The sequence below is a fragment of the Roseomonas sp. CAU 1739 genome, assembly GCF_039839775.1.
GTDB lineage: Bacteria > Pseudomonadota > Alphaproteobacteria > Acetobacterales > Acetobacteraceae > Neoroseomonas.
In genome coordinates, this window is sequence record NZ_JBDOQQ010000013.1 from 81,773 (window position 1) to 101,917 (window position 20,145).

The window sequence follows — 20,145 nt, forward strand, 5'->3', positions numbered from 1 at the left end:
TTCTAACCACCGCGACGAATCCGTGTCACGCGCTTCGTCCAGGAAATCATCGCGCCGCCCAAGAATTTTGCAGGCAGTGCGATGAAATGGACTCACCCCATGGCCGTCAGCGCCGCAGCAAGCCCCGCCCGGCATAGCGCGCCGCACTGTCGAGCGCCTGCTCGATGCGGATCAGCTGGTTGTACTTGGCCAGCCGATCCGACCGCGACAGCGACCCAGTCTTGATCTGCCCGCAATTGGTCGCAACCGCGAGGTCGGCGATGGTCGCATCCTCGGTCTCGCCGGAACGATGCGACATCACGGCGCGATAGCCGGCGCGATGCGCGGTCTCGACCGCCTCCAGCGTCTCGGTCAGCGTGCCGATCTGGTTGACCTTCACCAGGATGGCATTGGCCGTCTGGCGCTCGATGCCCAGGCGCAGGCGCTCGGGGTTGGTCACGAACAGGTCGTCCCCGACCAGCTGGACCTTGCCGCCGAGACGGTCGGTCAGCGCCTTCCAGCCGGCCCAGTCATCCTCGGACATGCCGTCCTCGATGGACACGATCGGCCATTTGGCGGTCAGCGCCGCGAGGTAGTCGACCATGCCGCCGGCATCGAGGGTCTTGCCCTCGCCTTCCAGCTTGTAGGCACCGTCATGGAAGAATTCGGTCGCGGCGCAGTCGAGCGCGAAGACCACATCCTCGCCCACGCGATGACCGGCCGCCTCGCAGGCCTTGGCGATGAAGCCGAGCGCCTCGTCGGCCGAACCGATGTTCGGTGCGAAGCCGCCTTCGTCGCCGACATTGGTCGAATGGCCGGCGTCGTGCAGCGCCTTCTTCAGCGCCATGAACACCTCGGACCCGATGCGCACGGCGTCCGCGATGGTGCCGGCGCCGACCGGCATGATCATGAATTCCTGGATGTCGATCGGGTTGTCCGCGTGCTTGCCGCCATTGATGATGTTCATCATCGGCACCGGCAGGGTGCGCGCGAACACGCCGCCGACATGCCGGTACAGCGGGATGCCCAGTTCCGACGACGCCGCCTTGGACACCGCCAGGCTGACCGCCAGCATCGCATTGGCGCCGAGCCGCGCCTTGTTGGGCGTGCCATCCAGCTCGATCATCGTCTCGTCGATATGGACCTGGTCGAAGGCGTCCATGCCGGAGATCGCGTCGAAGATCTCGCCCTCGACATTGGCGATCGCCTTGAGCACACCCTTGCCGCCATAGCGGGACTTGTCGCCGTCGCGCAGTTCCACCGCCTCATGCGCGCCGGTGGAGGCGCCGGAGGGCACGATGGCGTGGCCGCGCGCGCCGCTTTCGAGCACGACCTCGGCCTCGACGGTCGGATTGCCGCGGGAGTCGAGCACTTCGCGGGCGATGATGTCTGCGATGGCGGCCATGCGGGCGGCTCTCCGGTCGGTCAGGGATGCGGGTGGCTACACCGGGCGGGGCGGGGCGCCAAGTCCCGGAGAGGGCTTCGCCCCCTCCGGACCTCCCCCACCAAAGGCCGGTGGGCCTTTGGAAACCGTCACCTGGCGCCGAGCATGGAGGTTGAGCCGCATCAGGCAAGCCGCGCATTGCACGATCCTGGGCAAGCTTCCGGGTGTCACGCCCATCTCGTCATGGCATCACCGCCAAGCCCGGCTCCGGAGCCGGCTGGCCCCTGGCGGGGCGGCTTTGAGGGGCCGCGCCCCTCCAGCCTTCACCGCGCCTGCGCCGCCAGCGACTGCATGCGCGCAACCTCCGCGCCGAACGCCTCGACCCCCGCGGCATCGCCCGCGCCGGCCGCGGCATGCGCCGCCGGCAAGGCGCCGAGCATCCTGTGCAGTTCCGCCCCCGCCACCTCCGGCGGGTCGGCTGCCAGCCGCGCCTGCGCGGTGCGCCAGATCTCCATCCGCTGGTCCGGCCCCAGGCTGCGGTCGTTGCGCACGGTGTTGAGCATCGCCGTCTGCGCCGCGCGCCAGGCCTCGTTGCGCTGCGCCAGCGCGCCACGCAGGCCGCTGCGCTGGTCACTACCGACCACGGCGCGCATCAGCAGCACGGCATCGCCCATGGCCTGCTGCCGCGCCGACGCCAGGCTGGCCACGTCGCTGCCCGGCGGGGTGGGCTCGGCCAACAGGGCGAAACCGGCCATGCCGCGCCGGCGCACCGCTTCGGACGGCCAGCGGCCGGGCAGGCCGCGCAGCGCCGCGAGGCCATCCTGCAGACGGCCCATCAGCGCCGCGCCCAACTGGCCCTCGGCCAAGGGCTGACCGCCGGAAAGCGCGGCCAGCCGCTGGGCTTCCAGCGCAAACAGCTTCATGCCCGGATCGAGCACCGCCCCGGCTGCCGGCGCCGCGGGGGGTGGCGCTGCCGGCGGCATGGCGCCGGCCGCGAACCGCAGCGAGGAGGCTTCCTGCACCTCCTGGCGTTCCCGCCGTGCCAGATGGTCCACCACCTGGCCCGCCGACTGGTCCGCGGCCGCCACCAGCGTTGCGAAGCGGCCTGCCGGGCCCGGCGGCACCTGCGGTGCGGCGACGCAGCCCGCCACCAGCCCCGCCATCAGCAAGGCAAAGCCCGGCACGATCCTGTGACGATACGGCGCGACAGCCATGGTTCCGGACTCCGTCGGGGGCGGGAGCCTGCGGCAGGGCTCCGGCATGGCGCAAGCGCCGCCGACCGCGATTCCGCGTGAGCGCGAAACCGCCTAGTATCCCCGCCGATGATCGACCCCATCCGTTCCCTCGACGACCTCGCGCCCGGCCAGTCCTGGGACCTCGGCACGCTCTCCCTGCCGCTGGCGGAGGTGGTCGCCTTCGCCGCGCGCTTCGACCCGCAATACTTTCACCTCGATGCCGAGGCCGCGAAGGAGAGCCTGTTCGGCGAGCTGGTGGTGAGCGGCCTGCACACCCTGTCGGCCGTCTTCGGCCATCTCATGGGCAGCGGGCTGATCGCCGGCATCTCGATCGGCGGCAACCAGATCGACAGCAAATGGCCCGCCCCGCTGCGGCCCGACGAACCGGTCGCCGTGCGTGTCGAGGTGCAGGAGATCCGCCCGTCGCGCTCCGGCCGCCCGCTCGGCATCGCCAAGCTGCGCTATACGGCCAGGCGCGTGGCCGATGGAGTGCTGGTGCTCGACGCGGTGGGGACGCATTTCCTCAGGCGTTGAAGGGCAGCGAACGAAGGGCGCCGTCATCGGTCGCGATCGCGACCAGCAGCTCGGGCGCGTCCGCGCCTTCCCCGGCCCAGCCTTCCAGCACCAGGTGGCGCGGCCCCGGCAGCACGCTGCGCAGCCGGGTGATGGACAACGCGGCGCGCCAGGTGGGGCGGCCATCGGCACCGACGCGCGTCAGGGTCAGCGCCTCCCCGGCCGGGCCGGCGAGGACCAGCAGGCCGGGCGGGCCGGTCAGCGCCAGCGGGGTTTCCGTCCCGGCGGTCAGGAAGCCGGCCCAAGCGAGCCCGGTCGTGCCCGGCACCGTGGACAGGTCCACCACCTGCTCCGCCTGTCCCCAGCGGTTCGGCAGGTTCGCCGGCCAGCCCGGCGGCGCGACCGACCCCATGCGGACCGCGCCATGCCACATCTGCTGGCCACCACCGCCCGACGGCATCGCCGCCGCCGGCAGGAAAAGCCGTTCGGCGCGCGTGGCGGCCAATGGGGCAGCCAGCTTGGCCGTCTCGGCCGGAAGCGCGAGCCAATCGGTGCCGACCAGCGCCTCGGCAATGCGGAAGGCGGTCGCCCCACCGGGGCCATGGGCCGCGCCCGGATTGATCTGCGGCAGCGGCCGCGGTGGCGGCAGGTTGGCCGCCGAGGCCAGGAAGTCGCGCGGGTCGAAGCGCCAGGCGCGGGGCACGGGGCCGCCTTCGAGGACCAGGGCATCGGCGGTGCGGAACGACCGCCGCATCGCGGTGCCGAGGGCTTCCGCCAGCGCAGGGTTCAGTTCCGCCAGCCCATCGGTGTCGGCCAGCACCTGGCCATCCACCGCCGAGACCGCACCGAGCCCGTCGAGCCACAGCCAGATCGTCGCCCCCTGCTCGGCGATCAGCCCCGCATCGGCCATGCCGCCAAGCGGCACCGAGGCGAGGTGGACGGCGAAGCGCGGGTCGAGCCCGGCCGTACCAAAGGCCAGCAGTTCAAGGCGTTCGCGCGGCGCCGGGGCGTCGGGCGGGTCGGCCGCGTCCTGCTCGCTGCGGCGGGCCAGGGCGTAGATCACGCCCTCCCCGCGCAGCGTCGTGCGCAGCAGCGGCGGCACCAGCCGGCGCGGGCCGAGGCGTTGCGGCCCCTGCGCGGGCGTGCCGGGGGACAGCAGGTAGACGCCGAGGCCGCCGACCAGCAGCGCCGCGGCCCCGCCCAGCACCAGCCGCCGCGCGAGGCGGCCGCGCGGCGGCGGCGGGCCCGCCGGGCCTGGCCGGGCCAGCAGGATGCGAACCGTCTCGTCGCTGTTGCTCGGCGGCGGGACCGTCACGGCGTCGGATGGTGCGCGGCAGGCATCAGGGCGAGGATGCGGCGCACGGCCCGCGCCGCGCAAGCGGGCCGGCGCCTCGGTCTCGTCATCGGCAGGAACACGATCCCCCGGTGCCGCCGAAATTGCGCCGGGCGAAATTCTCGGCATCGCTGCGCGTGCTGAAGGATGGGCCCATCGCGCAGAAGCTGGACCCCCGCGCGATGCGCATCTGGTCCGGATCGCGGCTGTCGACCGCGATGCGGCCGCTGTCGCAATAGACCCAGTAGTCGGCGCGCGCGGCGGCGGGGGCGAGCATGACCAGTCCCACGGCGACCGCCGCGATGTGGCGGGGCATCATGGCCAGCGGCGCGTCAGCGGCAGGAACAGGAGCTGCCGGGGCCGCCGAAATTGCGCTGCGCGAAGTTCTGCGCATCCGACAGGAAGCCGAATTTCGGACCCATCTGGCAGGTGCCCGAACCGCGGGCGCTGGCCATCTGCTCGGGGTTGCGGCTGTCCACCTCGATGCGGTTGTTCGCGCAATAGACATAGTAGTCGGCGCGGGCTGCGGCCGGGGCCAGCAGGGCGGCCATGGCCATGGCGGCGAAGACGTATCTCATGGTGCGATCCCTCCGGTACTGTCGTCCCCCTCCGGAGGATGGGACACGCGACGGCCGCGCGGCAAGCGCGCAACGATCCACGCCGGCCGCGAGCCCGGTCGGCGGCGTCGCAATGACCGGCAGCCGTGCGGCTTCCGCCTGAGCGGGTCGCACCCGGTCACGCATGCGGCAGCGTGGTGGCGCGCGACCGGGCTGCCGCCTCAATCGACGCGGGCGCCGGAGACTTCCACCAGTCGCCGCCAGCGCGGCGTCTCGCTGGCGATCATGGCGGCCATCGCCGCGGGGCTTTCGCTCGGTGCCGCGTCATAGCCGAGCGGCCGGAGAGCCTCGCGGAAGGCCGGCTGGACGGCAACCTGCCGGATCGCGGCAAACAGGCGCTGCACTTCGGCGTCGGGCGTGCCTGCCGGGACCATCATCGCGTTCCACGACCGGATATCGATGTCGCCGAGGCCGAGATCGGCATATTCGGCGAAGGACGGCACGTCGGGCAGCAACCCGAAGCGGCGACGGCTGCTGACGCCAAGGGCGCGCAGCCTGCCGGCCTCGACATGCGGGATCAGCGCCGTCGGCAGGTCGGCCGACCCGTCCAGCACGCCAGAGACCGTGTCCGTCGTCGCCTGTGCCCCGCCGCGATAGGGCACCTGGGTGAAGCCCACGCCGCTCGCCGCTTCCAGCGCGGCCAGGGTCAGGTGGCTGACCGTCGCGACGCCGGAATGCGCAAGGCGCAGCGCGCCGGGATTGGCGCGCGCCCAGGCGAGCGTGGTGCGCAGGTCGGTCCAGCCTCGCTCGGTCGCGCGCTGGGCATTGACCACCAGCAGCACGGAGGCATCGGTGATCTGGGTGACCGGCCGCAGGTCGCGCACCGGATCGAAGGGCATCGAGGCCTGCAGGAAGGGCGCGGCGCAGATCGTCGCGGCGCCGATGATGCCGATGATCGATCCGTCCGGCGGGCCCTTGGCCACGGCATCGGCGCCGATCAGCCCGCCGGCGCCGCTGCGGTTGTCGACCACGACCTGCTGGTCGAGCACGGCCGGCAGCCGGTCCGCCAGGACGCGGCCAAGACTGTCGACCCCGCCGCCAGGCGGAAAGGGCACGACGATGCGCAGCGGGCGCCGCGCGCCCTGCGCATGCAGCAGCGCGGGCGCCGCGAGAACCGAGACCCCCGCGACGAGCAGGAGTGACGATCGGCGGAGCATCATGGGGTCATCTCCCGGTCAGGCATGGAGGGATGCGGCGCGGCCGGCGCGCTCGGCGACGCTGCGCGGGATGCGGCCGCGGCGCAGCGCTTCCTGCCAGACACGCTCGATGGCGGCCGCGCCGCGGCGTGTCACGGCGCGTTCATCGGCGACCGTCACGCGGCCGTCGCGCAGCAAGGTGCGCCCTTCGACCATGACAAGCGACAGGTCGGAGGCGATGCCGCTGGTCAGCAGCGCCTTCAGCGGGTCCCAGACGGGCTGGTAGCGGGAGGAGGAGAGATCGACCGCGATCAGGTCCGCCCGCGCGCCGGGGGCGATGATGCCGAGATCCGGCCGCCCCAGCGCGAGGGCCGCGTCGCGCGTCGCCGCGCGCAGCACCCGGGGGGCGGACAGGCCATGCGCTGCGCCCGACTGCACCTTGGCGAAGATCGAGGCGGTGCGGACTTCCTGCACCATGTCGAGGGTCACGCCATCGGTGCCGATGCCGAGCCGCACGCCCGACGCCTCGAACCGCGCCAGCGGGACGAAGCGGCCGCTGCGCGCGAAGGCCAGCGGGCAGGAAGCGATGGCCGCACCGCCAGCCTTGACCAACGCGAGCTCCTCATCGGTCGCATACATGGCATGGGCGACCACGACGCCTTCGCGCAACAGGCCGAGGTCGCGCAGATGCGCCATCGACCCCGTGCCGTGGCGCTGCCGGACGATCTCGACCTCGTGCAGGTTCTGGCAGGCGTGGATGGAGACGAGGGTGTTCATCTCCCGCGCCTTGGCATCGACCCGGCGCAGCAGGTCAGGGGTGCAGGAATCCGGGCCATGCGGGCCGAAGCCGACGCGGGTACGGCCGCGCGGGCCTTCGTCATGCGCCTCGATCAGCCGGACAATGGCGTCAAAGCCGGGATCGGCGCTGCCTTCCGGGCGATACAGCGGCGTGCCGTCAGCCGCCATGTCGAGCCCCGGGGTGGAGAACAGGTAGGGGCAGGAATAGCTGCGCAGCCCAAGGCCCCGCGCGCGGGCGATGAAGGGCGCCTGCTGAAGCCGGTACACGTCGAGCACCGTCGTCATGCCGCAGCGCAGCCCCTCGAGCAGCGCCATCTCGGCGGCGTCGCCGACCTCCTCGGGCGTCATGATCTCGGCCGCGAGATCGCCCATCGGCATCAGCAGCGAAAAGACGATGTGGCCGGGCAGGTCACCCGGGGCGATGTCGTCCGCCAGGCCGCGGAACATCGGGCCGGACATCGCGTGATTGTGCAGGTTGATCAGGCCCGGCAACAGCAGGGATTCTGGCAGTTCGACGCGGCGTGCCGCGATGGAGGGACTGTCGGCGACGACATCGAGGATGGCGCCATCGGCACCCACCAGGATGGCCTGGCCCTCGCGCAGCCCGGCCTCCGGGCACCAAGTCCAGCGCGGCGCCAGCAGCGTCACTTCCATCCCGACATCCTCGGCCTTGGTCGGTGGCCGGGCGATCCGACATCAGCGACATCGCCAGGATGCGGCGCCCGGCCAGCCGTGTCGAGGCACCCCGAAATGCGAAGCGGCGCGGAGGGGATCCCCTCCGCGCCGCCTTCAGGTCGGTCCGAACCGTTGGATCAGGCGGACTTCGCCATGATCTCCTCGGCGACGTTGCGCGGCACCGGGTCGTAGTGGTGGAACTGCATGGAGAAGGACGCGCGGCCCTTCGTCATGCCGCGCAGGTTCGAGATGTAGCCGAACATCTCCTTCAGCGGGACGTGGGCGCGCACGATCACCGAGGTGCCGGCCATGTCCTGCGACTGGATCACGCCACGGCGGCGGTTCAGGTCGCCGACGACGTCGCCGACATGGTCCTGTGGGGTGGTGACCTCGACGTCCATGATCGGCTCGAGGATGACCGGGCCGGCCTTCTTCATGCCTTCGCGGAAGCAGGCTTTGGCGGCGATTTCGAAGGCCAGCGCGCTCGAGTCCACGTCGTGGTACTTGCCGTCCACCAGGGTGTACTTGAAGTCCACCGTCGGGAAGCCGGCGAGCACGCCGGTGTCGGCCTGCACCTTGATGCCCTTTTCGACCGCCGGGACGTATTCGCGCGGCACCGCGCCGCCGACCACGCCGTTGACGAACTCGATGCCCTCGTTCCGTTCCTTCGGCTCGAAGACGATCTTCACCTCGGCGTACTGGCCCGAACCACCGGTCTGCTTCTTGTGGGTGTAGATCTCGGTGTGGGGCTTGGTGATCGTCTCGCGATAGGCGACCTGCGGGGCGCCGATGTTGGCGTCCACGCCGTATTCGCGCTTCAGGCGATCGACAATGATCTCCAGGTGCAGCTCGCCCATGCCGGACAGGATGGTCTGGCCGGTCTCCTGGTCGGTGCGCAGGCGCAGCGAGGGGTCCTCGCCGGCCAGCTTCTGCAGGCCGATCGTCATCTTCTCGACGCCTTCCTTGGTCTTCGGCTCGACCGAGATGTCGATGACCGGGACCGGGAAGGCCATGCGCTCGAGGATCACGGGGTCGTCGTTCGACGCCAGCGTGTCGCCGGTGCCGGTGTCCTTCAGGCCCACGAAGGCGGCGATGTCGCCGGCGGAGACTTCCTTGATCTCCTCGCGCTTGTCGGCATGCATCTGGAACATGCGGCCGATCCGCTCGCGCGAATCCTTCGTCGTGTTCTGGATCATGTCGCCCTGGCGCAGCGTGCCGCGATAGACGCGCACGAAGGTCAGGTTGCCGTACTTGTCGTTGATGATCTTGAACGCCAGGCCGGCGAAAGGCGCATCCGGGTCGGCCGGGATGTGGCGGCGTTCCTGCGTCTCGTCATGGCCCTCATCCGGGGCGACCTTGATGCCCGGGACGTCGATCGGGGACGGCAGGTACTGGATCACCGCATCGAGCAGCGGCTGCACGCCCTTGTTCTTGAAGGCGGTGCCGCAGAGCACCGGGCGGAATTCACCGCTGATGGTGCCCTTCTTGATGCAGCGGCGCAGCGTCTCGACGGAGACGTCGCCCTTGTCGAAATATTCCTCCATCGCCGTCTCATCGACGCCGACGCAGGTGTCGATCAGGATCTGGCGGTATTCGGCCGCCTTCTCCTTCAGGTCGTCGGGGATCGGCGCGTCATGATAGGCGGCGCCGAGTTCGTCGCCTTCCCAGATGATCGCCTTCATCTCGACGAGGTCGACGACGCCGAGGAAGGTGTCCTCGATGCCGATCGGCAGCTGCAGCGTCACCCAGTTGATGCCGAGCTTCTCGGTCAGCGTCGCCGCCGCCTTGTAGAAATCGGCGCCGGTGCGGTCCAGCTTGTTGATGAAGATGATGCGCGGGACGTTGTAGCGGTCCGCCAGGCGCCAGTTCGTCTCGGACTGCGGCTGCACGCCGGCCACGCCCTCGATGATGAAGATGGCGCCGTCGAGCACGCGCAGCGACCGGTTCACCTCGATGTTGAAGTCGATGTGGCCCGGGGTGTCGATGACGTTGATGCGGTGGTCGTCCCACACGGCGGTCACGGCGGCGGAGGTGATGGTGATCCCCCGCTCGCGCTCCTGCTCCATGTAGTCGGTCGTGGTGTTGCCCTCATGGACTTCACCGATGCGGTGCGACTTGCCGGTGTAGTACAGGATGCGCTCGGTCGTGGTGGTCTTGCCGGCGTCGATATGCGCCGTGATCCCGATGTTCCGGATCTTGTCGAGAGGGGTGCGCGCCACGATGGGCCTCCATTAAGCAGAAACGGGGCGCCCGCGCTGGAGCATTCGCTCCGCGCCGCCCTCAGGGTTCACGCCGATCAGTCGGTGCGGCTATCTGCGACGTCCGGCCGCGCTTTGCAAGCGCAACATCGCCGATTCAGCCCTGCGCGCATGGCGGCCCGGGCATTGCCACGCCCGGGCGACACGCTTTGTTGCGTGCCCCCGGCCCGCCTCCGGGCTTAGAATCATGACCATGGACGCCAAGCCCGTGATCGCCGCCATCCGCTTTGCCCAGGGGCGCCGGCCGTCCGACCCGGTGCCGGCGGACCCCGTCGCCTGGCTCGATTCGCAGCTTGCGCCCGGCCTGCCGGGCCCGGAACTGCCCTCGGACCTGCCCACCACGCAGCCGGCGGTCTTCGCCGCCATCCTCGAGGACAACGCCCTGCTGCGGGCGGGTACGGTGGGGCGGCCGAACCAGGCCCGCATCGTCCGGGGCGAAACAATCGCGGCGCTCGCACTGTCGATCGGCGGGCAACAGGGCTTCCGGGAAAGGCTGGTCGCCTTCTGGGCCAACCACCTGTGCGTCCAGCGCGCCCGGGTGCCGAACTTCACCGGCCTGTATGTCCGGGAGGTGATCCGCCCCCATGTCACCGGCCGCTTCGAGGACATGCTGCTGGCCATGGCGCGCCATCCGGGCATGCTCGCCTACCTCGACAACAACGGCTCGGTCGGGCCGAACAGCCCCGTGGGGCTGCGCTCGCGCCGCGGCCTGAATGAAAACCTCGCGCGCGAAATCATGGAATTGCACACCATCACCCCCGCCGCCGGCTACAGCCAGGAGGACGTGACCAGCTTCGCGCGCATCCTGACCGGCTGGGGCTTCGAGCAGGTGCGTGCGCCGACCGGCTTCGTGTTCCGCCCCCAATCCCACGAACCCGGCCCGAAGACCGTGATGGGCAGGACCTTCCCCCCTGGCGAGGAAGGCGGCGTCGAGGCGCTGCTCTGGCTGGCCCGGCATGACAGGACGCACCGCCACCTCGCCACCAAGCTGGTGCGGCATTTCGTCGCCGACGACCCGCCGCCGGCCGCGGTCGATCGCATCCATGGCGTGCTGCGCGACACCCGAGGCGACCTCGGCGCCGCCGCCCACGCCCTGGTGCGGCTGCCCGAGGCCTGGGCGAACCCGCTCGCCAAGCTGCGCAACTCGCAGGACTACGTGATCGCCGTACTGCGCGCGGTCGAAGCGCCGGCCGACAGCGCGGAACGGGCCGATGGGGTCATGCGCCTGCTCGGCCAGACCCTGTGGAGCGCGCCGGCGCCGATCGGCTACCCGGACAGCGCGGCGGCCTGGGCCGCGCCGGAATTGATGATGCGCCGCATCGACTGGGCCAATGGCATGGCGGGGCGCGGTGCGGGGCGCGACGCCGCCGACCTGTCCGAGGCGGTGCTTGGCCCGCTCAGCCGTCCCGAAACGCTGCGCGCGGCCGGCCGCGCCGGCTCGGCGCGCGAGGCGCTGACCCTCGTGCTGACCGCCCCGGAGTTCCATCGCCGATGAACGCCCATCTGCCTGCCCTCGGCCGCCGGTCGCTGCTGCTCGGCCTCGGCGCCGCCATTACCCTGCCGCGTGCCCGCGTCGCCTTCGCCCAGGCACCGGGGGAAGCGCGGCTGGCGGTCGTGCTGCTGCGCGGCGGCCTCGACGGTCTGTTCGCCGTCCAGGCCTATGGCGAACTGAGCTTCGGGGAGCTGCGCGGCCCCCTGGCCCTGCCCGAGCCCGGGCGGGAGGGCGGGCTGCTCGACCTCGGCGGCCGGTTCGGGTTGCATCCGCGCATGCCGCAGTTCCACGCGATGTACGCGGCGAATGAGGCGATGGTGATCCATGCCGTCGCCGGCAACTGGCGCACGCGCAGCCATTTCGACGCGCAGGACCTGCTGGAATCGGGTGCCGATGAGCGGCTGAACAGCGGCTGGCTGAACCGCGCGCTGTCCGCCGTACCGGCGCGGCCGGGGGCGCAGCCGAACGGGCTCGCGGTCGGCACCGACATGCCGCTGCTCATGCGCGGGCCGACCCAGGTCGGCACCTTCGCCCCGCGCGGCGGCGGCATGCCTTCCCCGGACCTGCTCGCCCGGATCGCCGAGCTGAACCACACCGATCCGGTGACCGGCCCCGCCATCCTGGAAGGGCTGAGCGCCCGCGGCTATGCCATGAATACGCTGGGCGAGGAGAGCCGCGGCCGCCCGCAGCCGCCCGGCGGTGCCTTCCGGGTGCTGGCCCTGGCGGCCGGACGGCTGCTCGCCCAGCCGGACGGCCCGCGCATCGCGGCCTTCGAGCTGAGCGGCTGGGATACCCATGCGCAGCAGGTGAACCGGCTGAACAACCCCCTGTCGCAGCTCGATGACGGGCTGGCGGCGCTGAAGGAGGCGCTGGGCGAGACCTGGCGCCGCACCGCGGTGCTAGTAGTCACGGAATTCGGCCGCACGGTGCGCATCAACGGCACCGGTGGCACCGACCACGGCACGGGTGGTGTCGCTTTCATCCTGGGCGGCGCGGTGGCCGGCGGGCGCGTCGCGGGCGACTGGCCCGGGCTGTCGGAACGCGCGCTGTTCCAGGGCCGCGACCTGGCGCCGACCACCGACCTGCGCAGCTTGGCCAAGGGGCTGCTGCGCGATCACGTGAAGCTGCCGGCCCAGGCGGTGGCGCGCGCCTTCCCGGTCAGCGATGCGGTGGCGGGCATGGGTGGTCTGGTCCGCGCGTGACGGGGGCCGGCGGTGTGTGACATCACCGGCGCGACGTCCTGACCGGCGCCGCGGCCACGATTGCGGCCCGGCGAAGCCCGGTAGGCCGGAGGTTTGCGCCCATCGCCACAGGGCGCGAAAGCCGCAGCACCAGCGGGCCATGACATGGCCGTTGGTGTGAAACCCGTCACCGCGCGCGCAGGTCGTTCCATGGCAGGTTGGCCGGCATGGAATGGAGCAAGCCCCGATGCGCCCCGCCTGGATGACCCGCCAGATCGCCGCCTTCGTCGCGCAATTCTGTGCGCCGACCAACCTCGCCTGGATCGGGGTGCAGAGCCTCCAAGGCCTGGGCGGCATGGTGGAGGACGGGCTGTGGCGGCAGGGCGGGCGCTTCGAGATCGCCCCCGACCTTGACCTCAGCGAGGGCTTCGTCTGGCGCTCGGCGACAGGCGACGTGCCGGAGCTGTGGCTGGCGCCGGAGAAGACCGGCTATCGCCGTGCCTTCGAGCGCTTCGCGGTGCGCGAACTCGGCGCGGCGGGCCTCGACGGGGCAGATGTGCAGATCGACCACGTCTTCCCGAAGGGAGCAGGTCGCGCCGGCGGCCTCGGCTATGTCCGGATGCTGGCGGTGCCGCCCGAGAGCAACATGGCGGCCGGCCGCACGCTCGAAAAGGCGATGGTCGGGCGCAACACCGCGCTGGGGGCGCGCGCCAAGGCGACGCGGCTCGCTACCTATTTCTCGGTCGGCAAGGCCACCGGCTTCGCGCAGTATGACAGCCTGCCGGACGATGAGGGGTCGGGAAACCTCGCGCTCGCCGCGGCGCTGATGGCGCATCTGCGCGCCTTCGGCCTGCCGGGCGAGGTGCTCTCGGCGCTCGATGCGCGCCTCACGGCCGACCGTGCGGCCGATCTCCGGTAGCGGTGCCCGTCACGAACCGCGATAGGTCGAATACGACCACGGCGTGCAGAGCAGCGGCACGTGGTAGTGCCTGACGCCATCCGCCATGCCGAAATTCACGGCCACCACATCGAGGAACAGCGGGTCCGGCGCGATCCCCCGCGCGGTGAAATAGGCACCGATGTGGAAGCGCAGCTCATAGCGCCCGGCGCGGAAGCCGCCGGCGGGCAGCAGCGGGTCCACCGTGCGGCCATCCTCATTGGTCAGCGTCTCGGTGACCTGCGCCGGATCGGGGTCGAGCCGCCACAGCTCGACGCGCACCCCGGTGCCGGGGATGCCCTCGGCGGTGTTGAGAACATGGGTCGAGAGCGTGCCCGGGCCGTTGCCTGCCATGCCGAACCTCAGAAGCTAATGCCGATGCCGACCGACGTGCCGGTGACGTTGTTGTCGCCGATGAAATACCGCGCCACCAGCCGAATCCGCGAGATGTTGAGCCCGGCGGCGCCAACCTCGTAGCGGCCGACGTCGATCTCGATGCCGCCACCGAGCTTGGCCGCCCAGCTGAAGCCCAGCGTATCCTCCTGGTCGCCGAGATAGCTGGTGAAGGACCCGTCGAGCACCCAGCGCACCGGCCGGCCGAAGGCCTCCCACCCGGTCGGCCAGCGGTAGCGCGCCCACAGGCCGAGCGTCTTGGCCATCGAGGTGCCGCGCGCCGCCTGGATCGTGTCGCCGAAGGTCTGGAGGTAGATCTGCGTGTAGCGCAGCTCGACATCGATATCGCGGGCCGGGCGGTGGTCGTAGTAGGCCAGCATCAGCGATCCGCCGATGCCCCAGACATTCACGTGCTTGTCGGTCAGCGCCGAGACGTCGCGATCCGTGCGGTAGTTGACGAAGCTGCCGAACAGCGCGGCATCCGACGCGGCAAAGCCGCCCGACAGGTTGAGGATCGGCCGCAGCCACAGGTATTCTCCGATCCGGACGTCGTAGCCGACGCCGATGGTGGCGGCGACGTTGTTCCAGCGCAGCGGGGTCTGCCGCGGCGGCAGGTTGGTAAATACCGCGCGGGGATCATAGCGCGCGGTGCCGAGATAGCCCTCGAGCCAAAGGGGGAAGCTCTCGGCAACGGTAAAGCCGGCGCCAAGCTGGCTGAGGGTCAGGACCGACGAGCCGAGCTCGGTGGCGGCGTTGCCGCGGCTGATCTGCAGCGAATTCGCGGAACCGTCGGGCGTCATGTTGTAGCCCATCAGGCCGAGCACGCCCGACCCGCGCGCACCCAGCTGCTGCTGGATGTCGTCGATGCGGCCGAGGATGGATTCGATCCGCTCCTCGCCGGTCTGCGCGGCGGCGATCGGGGACAGGCCTGGCATCGCCGCGACGGCGATCAGCCACGGCAGCCACCGCATCCGCTTCACCGGGACGGCCCGGCAACCGTCATCGCCGGCCGCGGCAGAGCGAGCACGGCGCGGCGCATGCGGTCCTCGGCGGCGCGGATCAGTTCGATCACGTCCTCGTCCGTCAGGTCGGCGGCGCGGGCCTTGAGCAAGGCGTGATCCTCGCCGATCCGCACGATGATGGCGGCATATTGCTGGCGCGCCGTGGCGATCGCGGGGGGTTCGCCCGGCTCGGCATTGCGGCCGACCGCCGCGGTCAGGGACCGGACCAGCGCCTGCACGGAGGGGTCGGCGACGCCGATCGCCTCGCGCAGCCGCGGCGCCTGCCAATTCTGCCGGGTCGCCCGGCGCAGGAAGGCGCCAAGGTCGGCGACCGGCTGCTCCCCGCCGGTGCCGGCGCGCCCGGCCTGCGGGGCGAGTTCGGCGAAGGGGTTCTCCGGATAGGGCAGCACGCCGTCATCGGCCATGCGGGCCAGCGCCGTGAGGTAGGTGGCGAGCGCGTCGCGCATCGCCAGCGCCCCGTCGCGCACATCCGCCGAGCGCGGGGGCGGCAGGCGCCCGGTCGGGAAATCGGCGGCGAGGCTGGCGGTGCGCGCCCAGTCCCGAACCGGGGTGTAGTCCGGCGCGGCGCAGGCAACGGGCAGCGCCAGCAGCACCGCCAGGGCGATGCGCCGCATCACGGCTGCACCACGGCGCCGACCATCCCCGCCGGGTCGGGCCGCAGCCCCACCGCGGGATCGGGGGCGAGGATCAGCATGAGGCGACGCAGCCGGTCCTCCTGCGCCATGATGTCGCGCGCCGTCTCCCGTTGCCGGATGTCCGGCGCCAGCGCCTTGAGCATGGCGTGTCCTTCCCCGATCGCGGCCAGCACCTGGCGGTAGGTGTCCTGTTCCGACCCGGCCACGCCGACCGCACCGCGCGACAGCGTTCCGACCAGCAGTTGCACGGGCGCATCGGCGGCGCGGATCAGCGGGCGCAGGCGCAAATCCTCGATTACGGTCTGCGACCCGGCGCTACGGGCGCGCGCGCCAGGCGGAAGGTTGGCAGCCTGCGCGGCGGCGAGCAGGCGGCCGATCTCGGCGACCGCCGGTCCGGCGGCGGGGTCGGCCATGGCAGCACGCGGGGCCAGCGGGGCGAAGGCCTCGGCGCGGAAGGTCAGGGTGCTTTCCTCCTGCGCCAGCACCGACAGCGCATAGAGATAGACGGCGAGCGCTTCCTGCTGGGCGACCAGCCCGTTGCGGCCGGGCGGGGCCATCGGCGCGATGGCATCGGGCTGATCGGCCAGGACGCTGGCGAGGCGCGCCCAGTCGCGCAGGGCGGTGTTGGGCGGCAGCGCGCAACCGGACAGCGGCAGCAGGATGGCGAGAAGGGTGAACGCGGATCGCAGCACGACTCGCCCCCCTTCACCGCCGGTGCGCCATCCTGCTTACAGGCCAGGATGGCGGGACGGCAACCACCGCGGCCGCGCGGCGTCAGTCGGCCGGCGCCCCCGCCGCGACCCAGGCGAGCAGCTTCGCGCGCTCCTCCGGCGTGATCTCGGTCATGTTGCCGGGGGGCATGGCTTCCGTCTGCACCTGCTGGCGCAGGGCGGCCGCCCAGCGACGGATCTGCGCGGGGGTCTCCATCATCACGCCCTTGGGTGGCGCGGCGAAGCCTTCCATGGTTGGGCGCGCGGCGTGGCAGGCGACGCAGCGGGAGGCGACGATGGTCTGCACCTCGGCGAAGGGGGGCGCATCGCCCGCGCTGCCGCGATCGGGCGCACCCGTCACCACCAGCAGGGCGACGACGGCGGCTCCCGCTGCCGGCAACCACACCGGATTGGCGCCCTTCTGCCGCAGCACGAAATATTGCCGCACCAGCGCGCCCGACAGGCCCACCGCCAGCAGCACCAGCCAGTTCCAGCGCGACTGGTAGGTCATCGGATAGTGCGGCGAGATCATGATGAAGATGACAGGCAGCGTCAGATAGGTGTTGTGGACGCTGCGCTGCTTGCCCCAACGGCCGTATTTCGGGTCGGGCGTGGCGCCCTGCTTCATCGCCGCGACCATCTTCTTCTGGCCGGGGATGATCACCATGGCGACATTGGCCGCCATGATGGTGCCGGTCATCGCACCCACCTGCAGGAAAGCGCCGCGCCCGCCGAACAGGTGGCAGCAGACGAAGGCGGTGACGGCCAGGGCGGCGGCGCCGATCGCGCCGAGCAGCGCCTCGTTCTCACCCAGTTTCGACCGGCAGAGCAGGTCATAGCCGACCCAGCCGCCAACCAGCAGCGCCGCGCTGACCGGCACGGCGACCCAGGGCCGCATGTCGAACACCGCCGGATCCACCAGGTAGGTGCTGGCCTGCCCCCAATAGATCAGCACGAACAGCGAGAAGCCGCTGAGCCAGGTCCAATAGGCTTCCCATTTGAACCAGTGCAGCGTGTCCGGCAGCTTCTCCGGCGCCAGCAGGTACTTCTGCTTGTGGTAGAAGCCACCGCCATGGATTGACCATTGCTCACCGGCGATGCGGGGATTGCCGTCCCGGGCCGGGTCGAGCTGGTTGTCGAGGCCGATAAAGTAGAAGGAGGTGCCGATCCAGGCGATGCCGGTGATCAGGTGCAGCCAACGCAGCAGCAGGTTGGCCCATTCCGAAAGATAGGCAGCGTCCATCGCGGCATCCCCATGCGTCACCCCCGGCCGCCGCGCCGCGGCCTGCCGGGTTCCCAACCGGACTAGCAAGCGCCACGCCATGAGCGCCAGCCCTTGTCTCGGCCGCGCCAAGGGCGCAGGAAGCGGCCCCCTTCCCTGTTCCGGCGCCCCCGATGTCCCCAACCCGCCTGTCGCTGCCCAAGGAAAAGATCCGCATCCTGCTGCTTGAAGGCATCGCCGACAGCGCGCTGGAACGCCTGGCCGATGCCGGCTACGCGACGGTGAAGCGGGAAGCGAAGGCACTGGACGGCCAGGCCCTGATCAAGGCGATCAAGGGTGTCCACATCCTCGGCATCCGGTCGCGCACCCAGGTGACGGCGGACGTGCTCGAAGCCGCCGATCGGCTGTTCGCCATCGGCTGCTTCTGCATCGGCACCAACCAGGTGAACCTCGATGCCGCGGCCCATCGCGGCATTCCCGTGTTCAACGCGCCGTTTTCCAACACGCGCTCCGTCGCCGAGCTGACGCTGGGCGAGATCGTGATGCTGATGCGCGGCATCTTCGCGAAATCCAACGCGGCGCATCGCGGCGAATGGGACAAGTCGGCGGCGAATTCCTGGGAGGTGCGCGGCAAGACGCTGGGCATCGTCGGCTACGGCAACATCGGCAGCCAGTTGTCCGTGCTGGCCGAGGCCTTCGGCATGCGCGTCATCTACTGGGACCGCACCGGCAAGCTGCCGCATGGCAATGCGCAGCCGATGACGTCGCTGCACGCGCTGCTCGCGGAAGCCGATGCAGTGACGGTGCATGTGCCCGAGACGCCCGATACGCTGAACATGATCGGCCCGGCCGAAATCCGCGCCATGAAGCCCGGCGCGGTGTTCGTGAACAACGCCCGCGGCACGGTGGTGAACCTCGATGCGCTGGCCGACGGGTTGCGCGAGGGGCATCTGCTGGGGGCGGCGATCGACGTGTTTCCCGTCGAGCCCTCTCGCAACGGGGAGGCCTTCGTGTCTGCGCTGCAGGGGCTGCCGAACGTGATCCTGACGCCGCATATCGGCGGTTCGACCGGCGAGGCGCAGTGGCGCATCGGCGAGGAGGTCAGCCGCAAGCTGATCGAATTCTCCGACACCGGGGCGACGATGGGCGCGGTGAACTTCCCACAGGTGGAACTGCCCGCGCGGCCGACCGGGGCGCGCTGGGTGCATGTGCACCGCGACGCGCCGGGCATCCTGTCGCGCATCAACGAAAGCTTCGCCAAGCGCGGCCTGAACATCTCCGGCCAGTACTACCAGACCGCCGGGTCGGTCGGTTACGTGGTGGTGGACAGCCAGGAGGCGAAGCGCGACGCCGAGGCGATCCTGGAGGAGTTCCGCGCCCTGCCCGGCACCATCCGGGCGCGGCTGATCTACGAACGGCGCTGAGGCGCAACCCTTACGCCGATCGCCGCGTTCCTCCGCACAGACCCTTGTCCTGCGGAGGAAACGTCAGATGAAGTCGATCCTGTTGTGGCTGCTCGGCGTACCGGTGACCGTCATCATCCTGCTGAACGTATTCGGCGTGCTGGGGTGATCAGCGGATCGGCGGCGCGTACATCAGCCCGCCCTGGTTCCACAGCGCATTGATACCGCGCGGCAGGCCGATCGGGGTGTTGGGGCCCATGTGGCGGTCGTAGATCTCGCCATAGTTCCCCACCGCCTTGATGGCGTTGTAGGCCCAGCGTCGGTCCAGACCCATCAGCGGTCCATGATCCCCGGTCTGGCCCAGCAGCCGCCGGATGTTCGGGTTCTGGCTGTTGAGCATCTCGTCGACATTGGCCTGGGTGACGCCGAGTTCCTCGGCCTCGAGCAGCGCGAAGATGGTCCAGCGGACGATGTCGAACCATTGGTCGTCGCCATGGCGCACGGCCGGGGTCAGCGGTTCCTTCGAGATGATGTCCGGCAGGATGATGTGCTCGGACGGGTCGCGCTGGGTCGAGCGGATGCCGGCGAGCTGGGAGGCGTCGGTGCTGTAGGCATCGCACCTGCCGGCGGTGTAGGCGTTGCGGGTTTCCTCGTTCTGGTCGAACACGAGCGGCTGGACGCGCACGTTGTTGGCGCGCGCCCAGTCGGTCAGGTTCAGTTCGTTGGTGGTGCCGGAGGTGACGCAGACCGTGGCGCCATCAAGCTCGCGCGCCCGCGTAACATTGGCCGACCGGCGGATCAGGAAGCCCTGACCGTCGTAGAACGTGACCGCGGTGAAGTTCAGCCCGTTGGCCGTGTCGCGCGTCTGCGTCCAGGTGGTGGTGCGGGCAAGCAGGTCGACCGAACCCGATTGCAGCGCAGGCATCCGCGATTGCGAGGAGAGCAGCGTCCAGCGGACCTTCTCGCCATCGCCGAGCGCCGCCGCCGCCACGGCGCGGCAAGTGTCGGCGTCGAGCCCGCGATAGACACCCTGGCTGTCCATTACGCCGAAGCCCGGCGAACCGGGATGCGCGCCGCAGGCCACCGCGCCGCGCGCGCGGACGGTGGTGAGCGTGGGTCCAGGTGCGGCCATTTGCGCGACGGCAGGGCCGGCCGCCAACAGGGCGAGCGCGGCAAGAGTGATCCGATTCATGGTGTCTTCTCCCAAGTTTCATTGTTGTTT

General features: G+C 70.8%; 19 protein-coding genes. 5 read left to right on the forward strand and 14 right to left on the reverse strand.

Annotated elements, in window-relative coordinates:
• Nucleotides 1-106: 106 nt before the first annotated feature.
• Both eno and AAFN86_RS19945 read right to left on the reverse strand, forming a co-directional pair.
• On the reverse strand, nt 107-1,384 hold the full coding sequence (gene eno / locus AAFN86_RS19940) for a phosphopyruvate hydratase (protein ID WP_347545303.1): 1,278 nt from the start codon (nt 1,382-1,384) through the stop codon (nt 107-109).
• Nucleotides 1,385-1,686: 302 nt separating this feature from the next.
• The gene (locus AAFN86_RS19945; RefSeq protein WP_347545304.1) at nt 1,687-2,577 is read right to left on the reverse strand and encodes a hypothetical protein; all 891 of its coding nucleotides are present in this window, start codon (nt 2,575-2,577) and stop codon (nt 1,687-1,689) included.
• Between the two features lie 108 nt (nt 2,578-2,685).
• On the opposite strand from AAFN86_RS19945, the gene AAFN86_RS19950 reads away from it, so the two are divergent.
• Nucleotides 2,686-3,132 (forward strand): MaoC/PaaZ C-terminal domain-containing protein, encoded by a 447-nt coding sequence (locus tag AAFN86_RS19950; protein ID WP_347545305.1) that lies wholly within the window; start codon nt 2,686-2,688, stop codon nt 3,130-3,132.
• On the opposite strand, the gene AAFN86_RS19955 is transcribed toward AAFN86_RS19950, so the two are convergent.
• The 6 genes from AAFN86_RS19955 to fusA all read right to left on the reverse strand — a co-directional run bounded on the left by AAFN86_RS19955 (nt 3,122) and on the right by fusA (nt 9,889).
• Complete coding sequence (locus tag AAFN86_RS19955; protein WP_347545306.1) at nt 3,122-4,426, reverse strand: hypothetical protein; 1,305 nt, start codon at nt 4,424-4,426, stop codon at nt 3,122-3,124. The two genes, AAFN86_RS19950 and AAFN86_RS19955, sit on opposite strands and share 11 nt — an antisense overlap.
• A gap of 85 nt (nt 4,427-4,511) precedes the next feature.
• Nucleotides 4,512-4,763: a hypothetical protein gene (locus AAFN86_RS19960; RefSeq protein ID WP_347545307.1), complete on the reverse strand. Its 252-nt coding sequence runs from the start codon at nt 4,761-4,763 to the stop codon at nt 4,512-4,514.
• 13 nt (nt 4,764-4,776) lie between these two features.
• Complete coding sequence (locus tag AAFN86_RS19965) at nt 4,777-5,022, reverse strand: hypothetical protein (RefSeq protein ID WP_347545308.1); 246 nt, start codon at nt 5,020-5,022, stop codon at nt 4,777-4,779.
• Nucleotides 5,023-5,222: 200 nt separating this feature from the next.
• On the reverse strand, nt 5,223-6,221 hold the full coding sequence (locus AAFN86_RS19970) for a tripartite tricarboxylate transporter substrate binding protein (RefSeq protein WP_347545309.1): 999 nt from the start codon (nt 6,219-6,221) through the stop codon (nt 5,223-5,225).
• A gap of 15 nt (nt 6,222-6,236) precedes the next feature.
• Nucleotides 6,237-7,649: an amidohydrolase family protein gene (locus tag AAFN86_RS19975; RefSeq protein ID WP_347545310.1), complete on the reverse strand. Its 1,413-nt coding sequence runs from the start codon at nt 7,647-7,649 to the stop codon at nt 6,237-6,239.
• 158 nt (nt 7,650-7,807) lie between these two features.
• On the reverse strand, nt 7,808-9,889 hold the full coding sequence (gene fusA, locus AAFN86_RS19980) for an elongation factor G (protein WP_347545311.1): 2,082 nt from the start codon (nt 9,887-9,889) through the stop codon (nt 7,808-7,810).
• A gap of 232 nt (nt 9,890-10,121) precedes the next feature.
• On the opposite strand from fusA, the gene AAFN86_RS19985 reads away from it, so the two are divergent.
• The 3 genes from AAFN86_RS19985 to AAFN86_RS19995 all read left to right on the forward strand — a co-directional run bounded on the left by AAFN86_RS19985 (nt 10,122) and on the right by AAFN86_RS19995 (nt 13,520).
• Nucleotides 10,122-11,423, forward strand: a complete 1,302-nt coding sequence (locus tag AAFN86_RS19985; protein WP_347545312.1) for a DUF1800 domain-containing protein — start codon at nt 10,122-10,124, stop codon at nt 11,421-11,423.
• The gene (locus tag AAFN86_RS19990) at nt 11,420-12,622 is read left to right on the forward strand and encodes a DUF1501 domain-containing protein (RefSeq protein ID WP_347545313.1); all 1,203 of its coding nucleotides are present in this window, start codon (nt 11,420-11,422) and stop codon (nt 12,620-12,622) included. The genes AAFN86_RS19985 and AAFN86_RS19990 overlap by 4 nt, the downstream gene beginning before the upstream one ends.
• Nucleotides 12,623-12,848: 226 nt before the next feature.
• Nucleotides 12,849-13,520 (forward strand): hypothetical protein, encoded by a 672-nt coding sequence (locus tag AAFN86_RS19995; RefSeq protein WP_347545314.1) that lies wholly within the window; start codon nt 12,849-12,851, stop codon nt 13,518-13,520.
• A 9-nt stretch (nt 13,521-13,529) separates the two neighbouring features.
• Here the strand turns inward: AAFN86_RS19995 and uraH are convergent, their stop codons facing one another.
• The 5 genes from uraH to AAFN86_RS20020 form a co-directional block, all read right to left on the reverse strand.
• On the reverse strand, nt 13,530-13,892 hold the full coding sequence (uraH, locus tag AAFN86_RS20000) for a hydroxyisourate hydrolase (RefSeq protein ID WP_347545315.1): 363 nt from the start codon (nt 13,890-13,892) through the stop codon (nt 13,530-13,532).
• An 8-nt stretch (nt 13,893-13,900) separates the two neighbouring features.
• Nucleotides 13,901-14,902, reverse strand: a complete 1,002-nt coding sequence (locus AAFN86_RS20005; protein ID WP_347545316.1) for a hypothetical protein — start codon at nt 14,900-14,902, stop codon at nt 13,901-13,903.
• 5 nt (nt 14,903-14,907) lie between these two features.
• The gene (locus tag AAFN86_RS20010; protein WP_347545317.1) at nt 14,908-15,567 is read right to left on the reverse strand and encodes a hypothetical protein; all 660 of its coding nucleotides are present in this window, start codon (nt 15,565-15,567) and stop codon (nt 14,908-14,910) included.
• Complete coding sequence (locus AAFN86_RS20015; RefSeq protein WP_347545318.1) at nt 15,567-16,280, reverse strand: hypothetical protein; 714 nt, start codon at nt 16,278-16,280, stop codon at nt 15,567-15,569. The genes AAFN86_RS20010 and AAFN86_RS20015 overlap by 1 nt, the downstream gene beginning before the upstream one ends.
• A gap of 82 nt (nt 16,281-16,362) precedes the next feature.
• Nucleotides 16,363-17,541: a urate hydroxylase PuuD gene (locus AAFN86_RS20020; protein WP_347545319.1), complete on the reverse strand. Its 1,179-nt coding sequence runs from the start codon at nt 17,539-17,541 to the stop codon at nt 16,363-16,365.
• Between the two features lie 152 nt (nt 17,542-17,693).
• On the opposite strand from AAFN86_RS20020, the gene serA reads away from it, so the two are divergent.
• Nucleotides 17,694-18,944, forward strand: coding sequence for a phosphoglycerate dehydrogenase (gene serA / locus AAFN86_RS20025; protein WP_347545320.1), 1,251 nt, complete (start codon nt 17,694-17,696; stop codon nt 18,942-18,944).
• Nucleotides 18,945-19,092: 148 nt separating this feature from the next.
• Here the strand turns inward: serA and AAFN86_RS20030 are convergent, their stop codons facing one another.
• Nucleotides 19,093-20,115 carry an amino acid ABC transporter substrate-binding protein gene (locus AAFN86_RS20030; protein ID WP_347545321.1) on the reverse strand — a complete coding sequence of 341 codons (1,023 nt, stop codon included), beginning with the start codon at nt 20,113-20,115 and terminating at the stop codon, nt 19,093-19,095.
• Between the last annotated feature and the right edge of the window lie 30 nt (nt 20,116-20,145).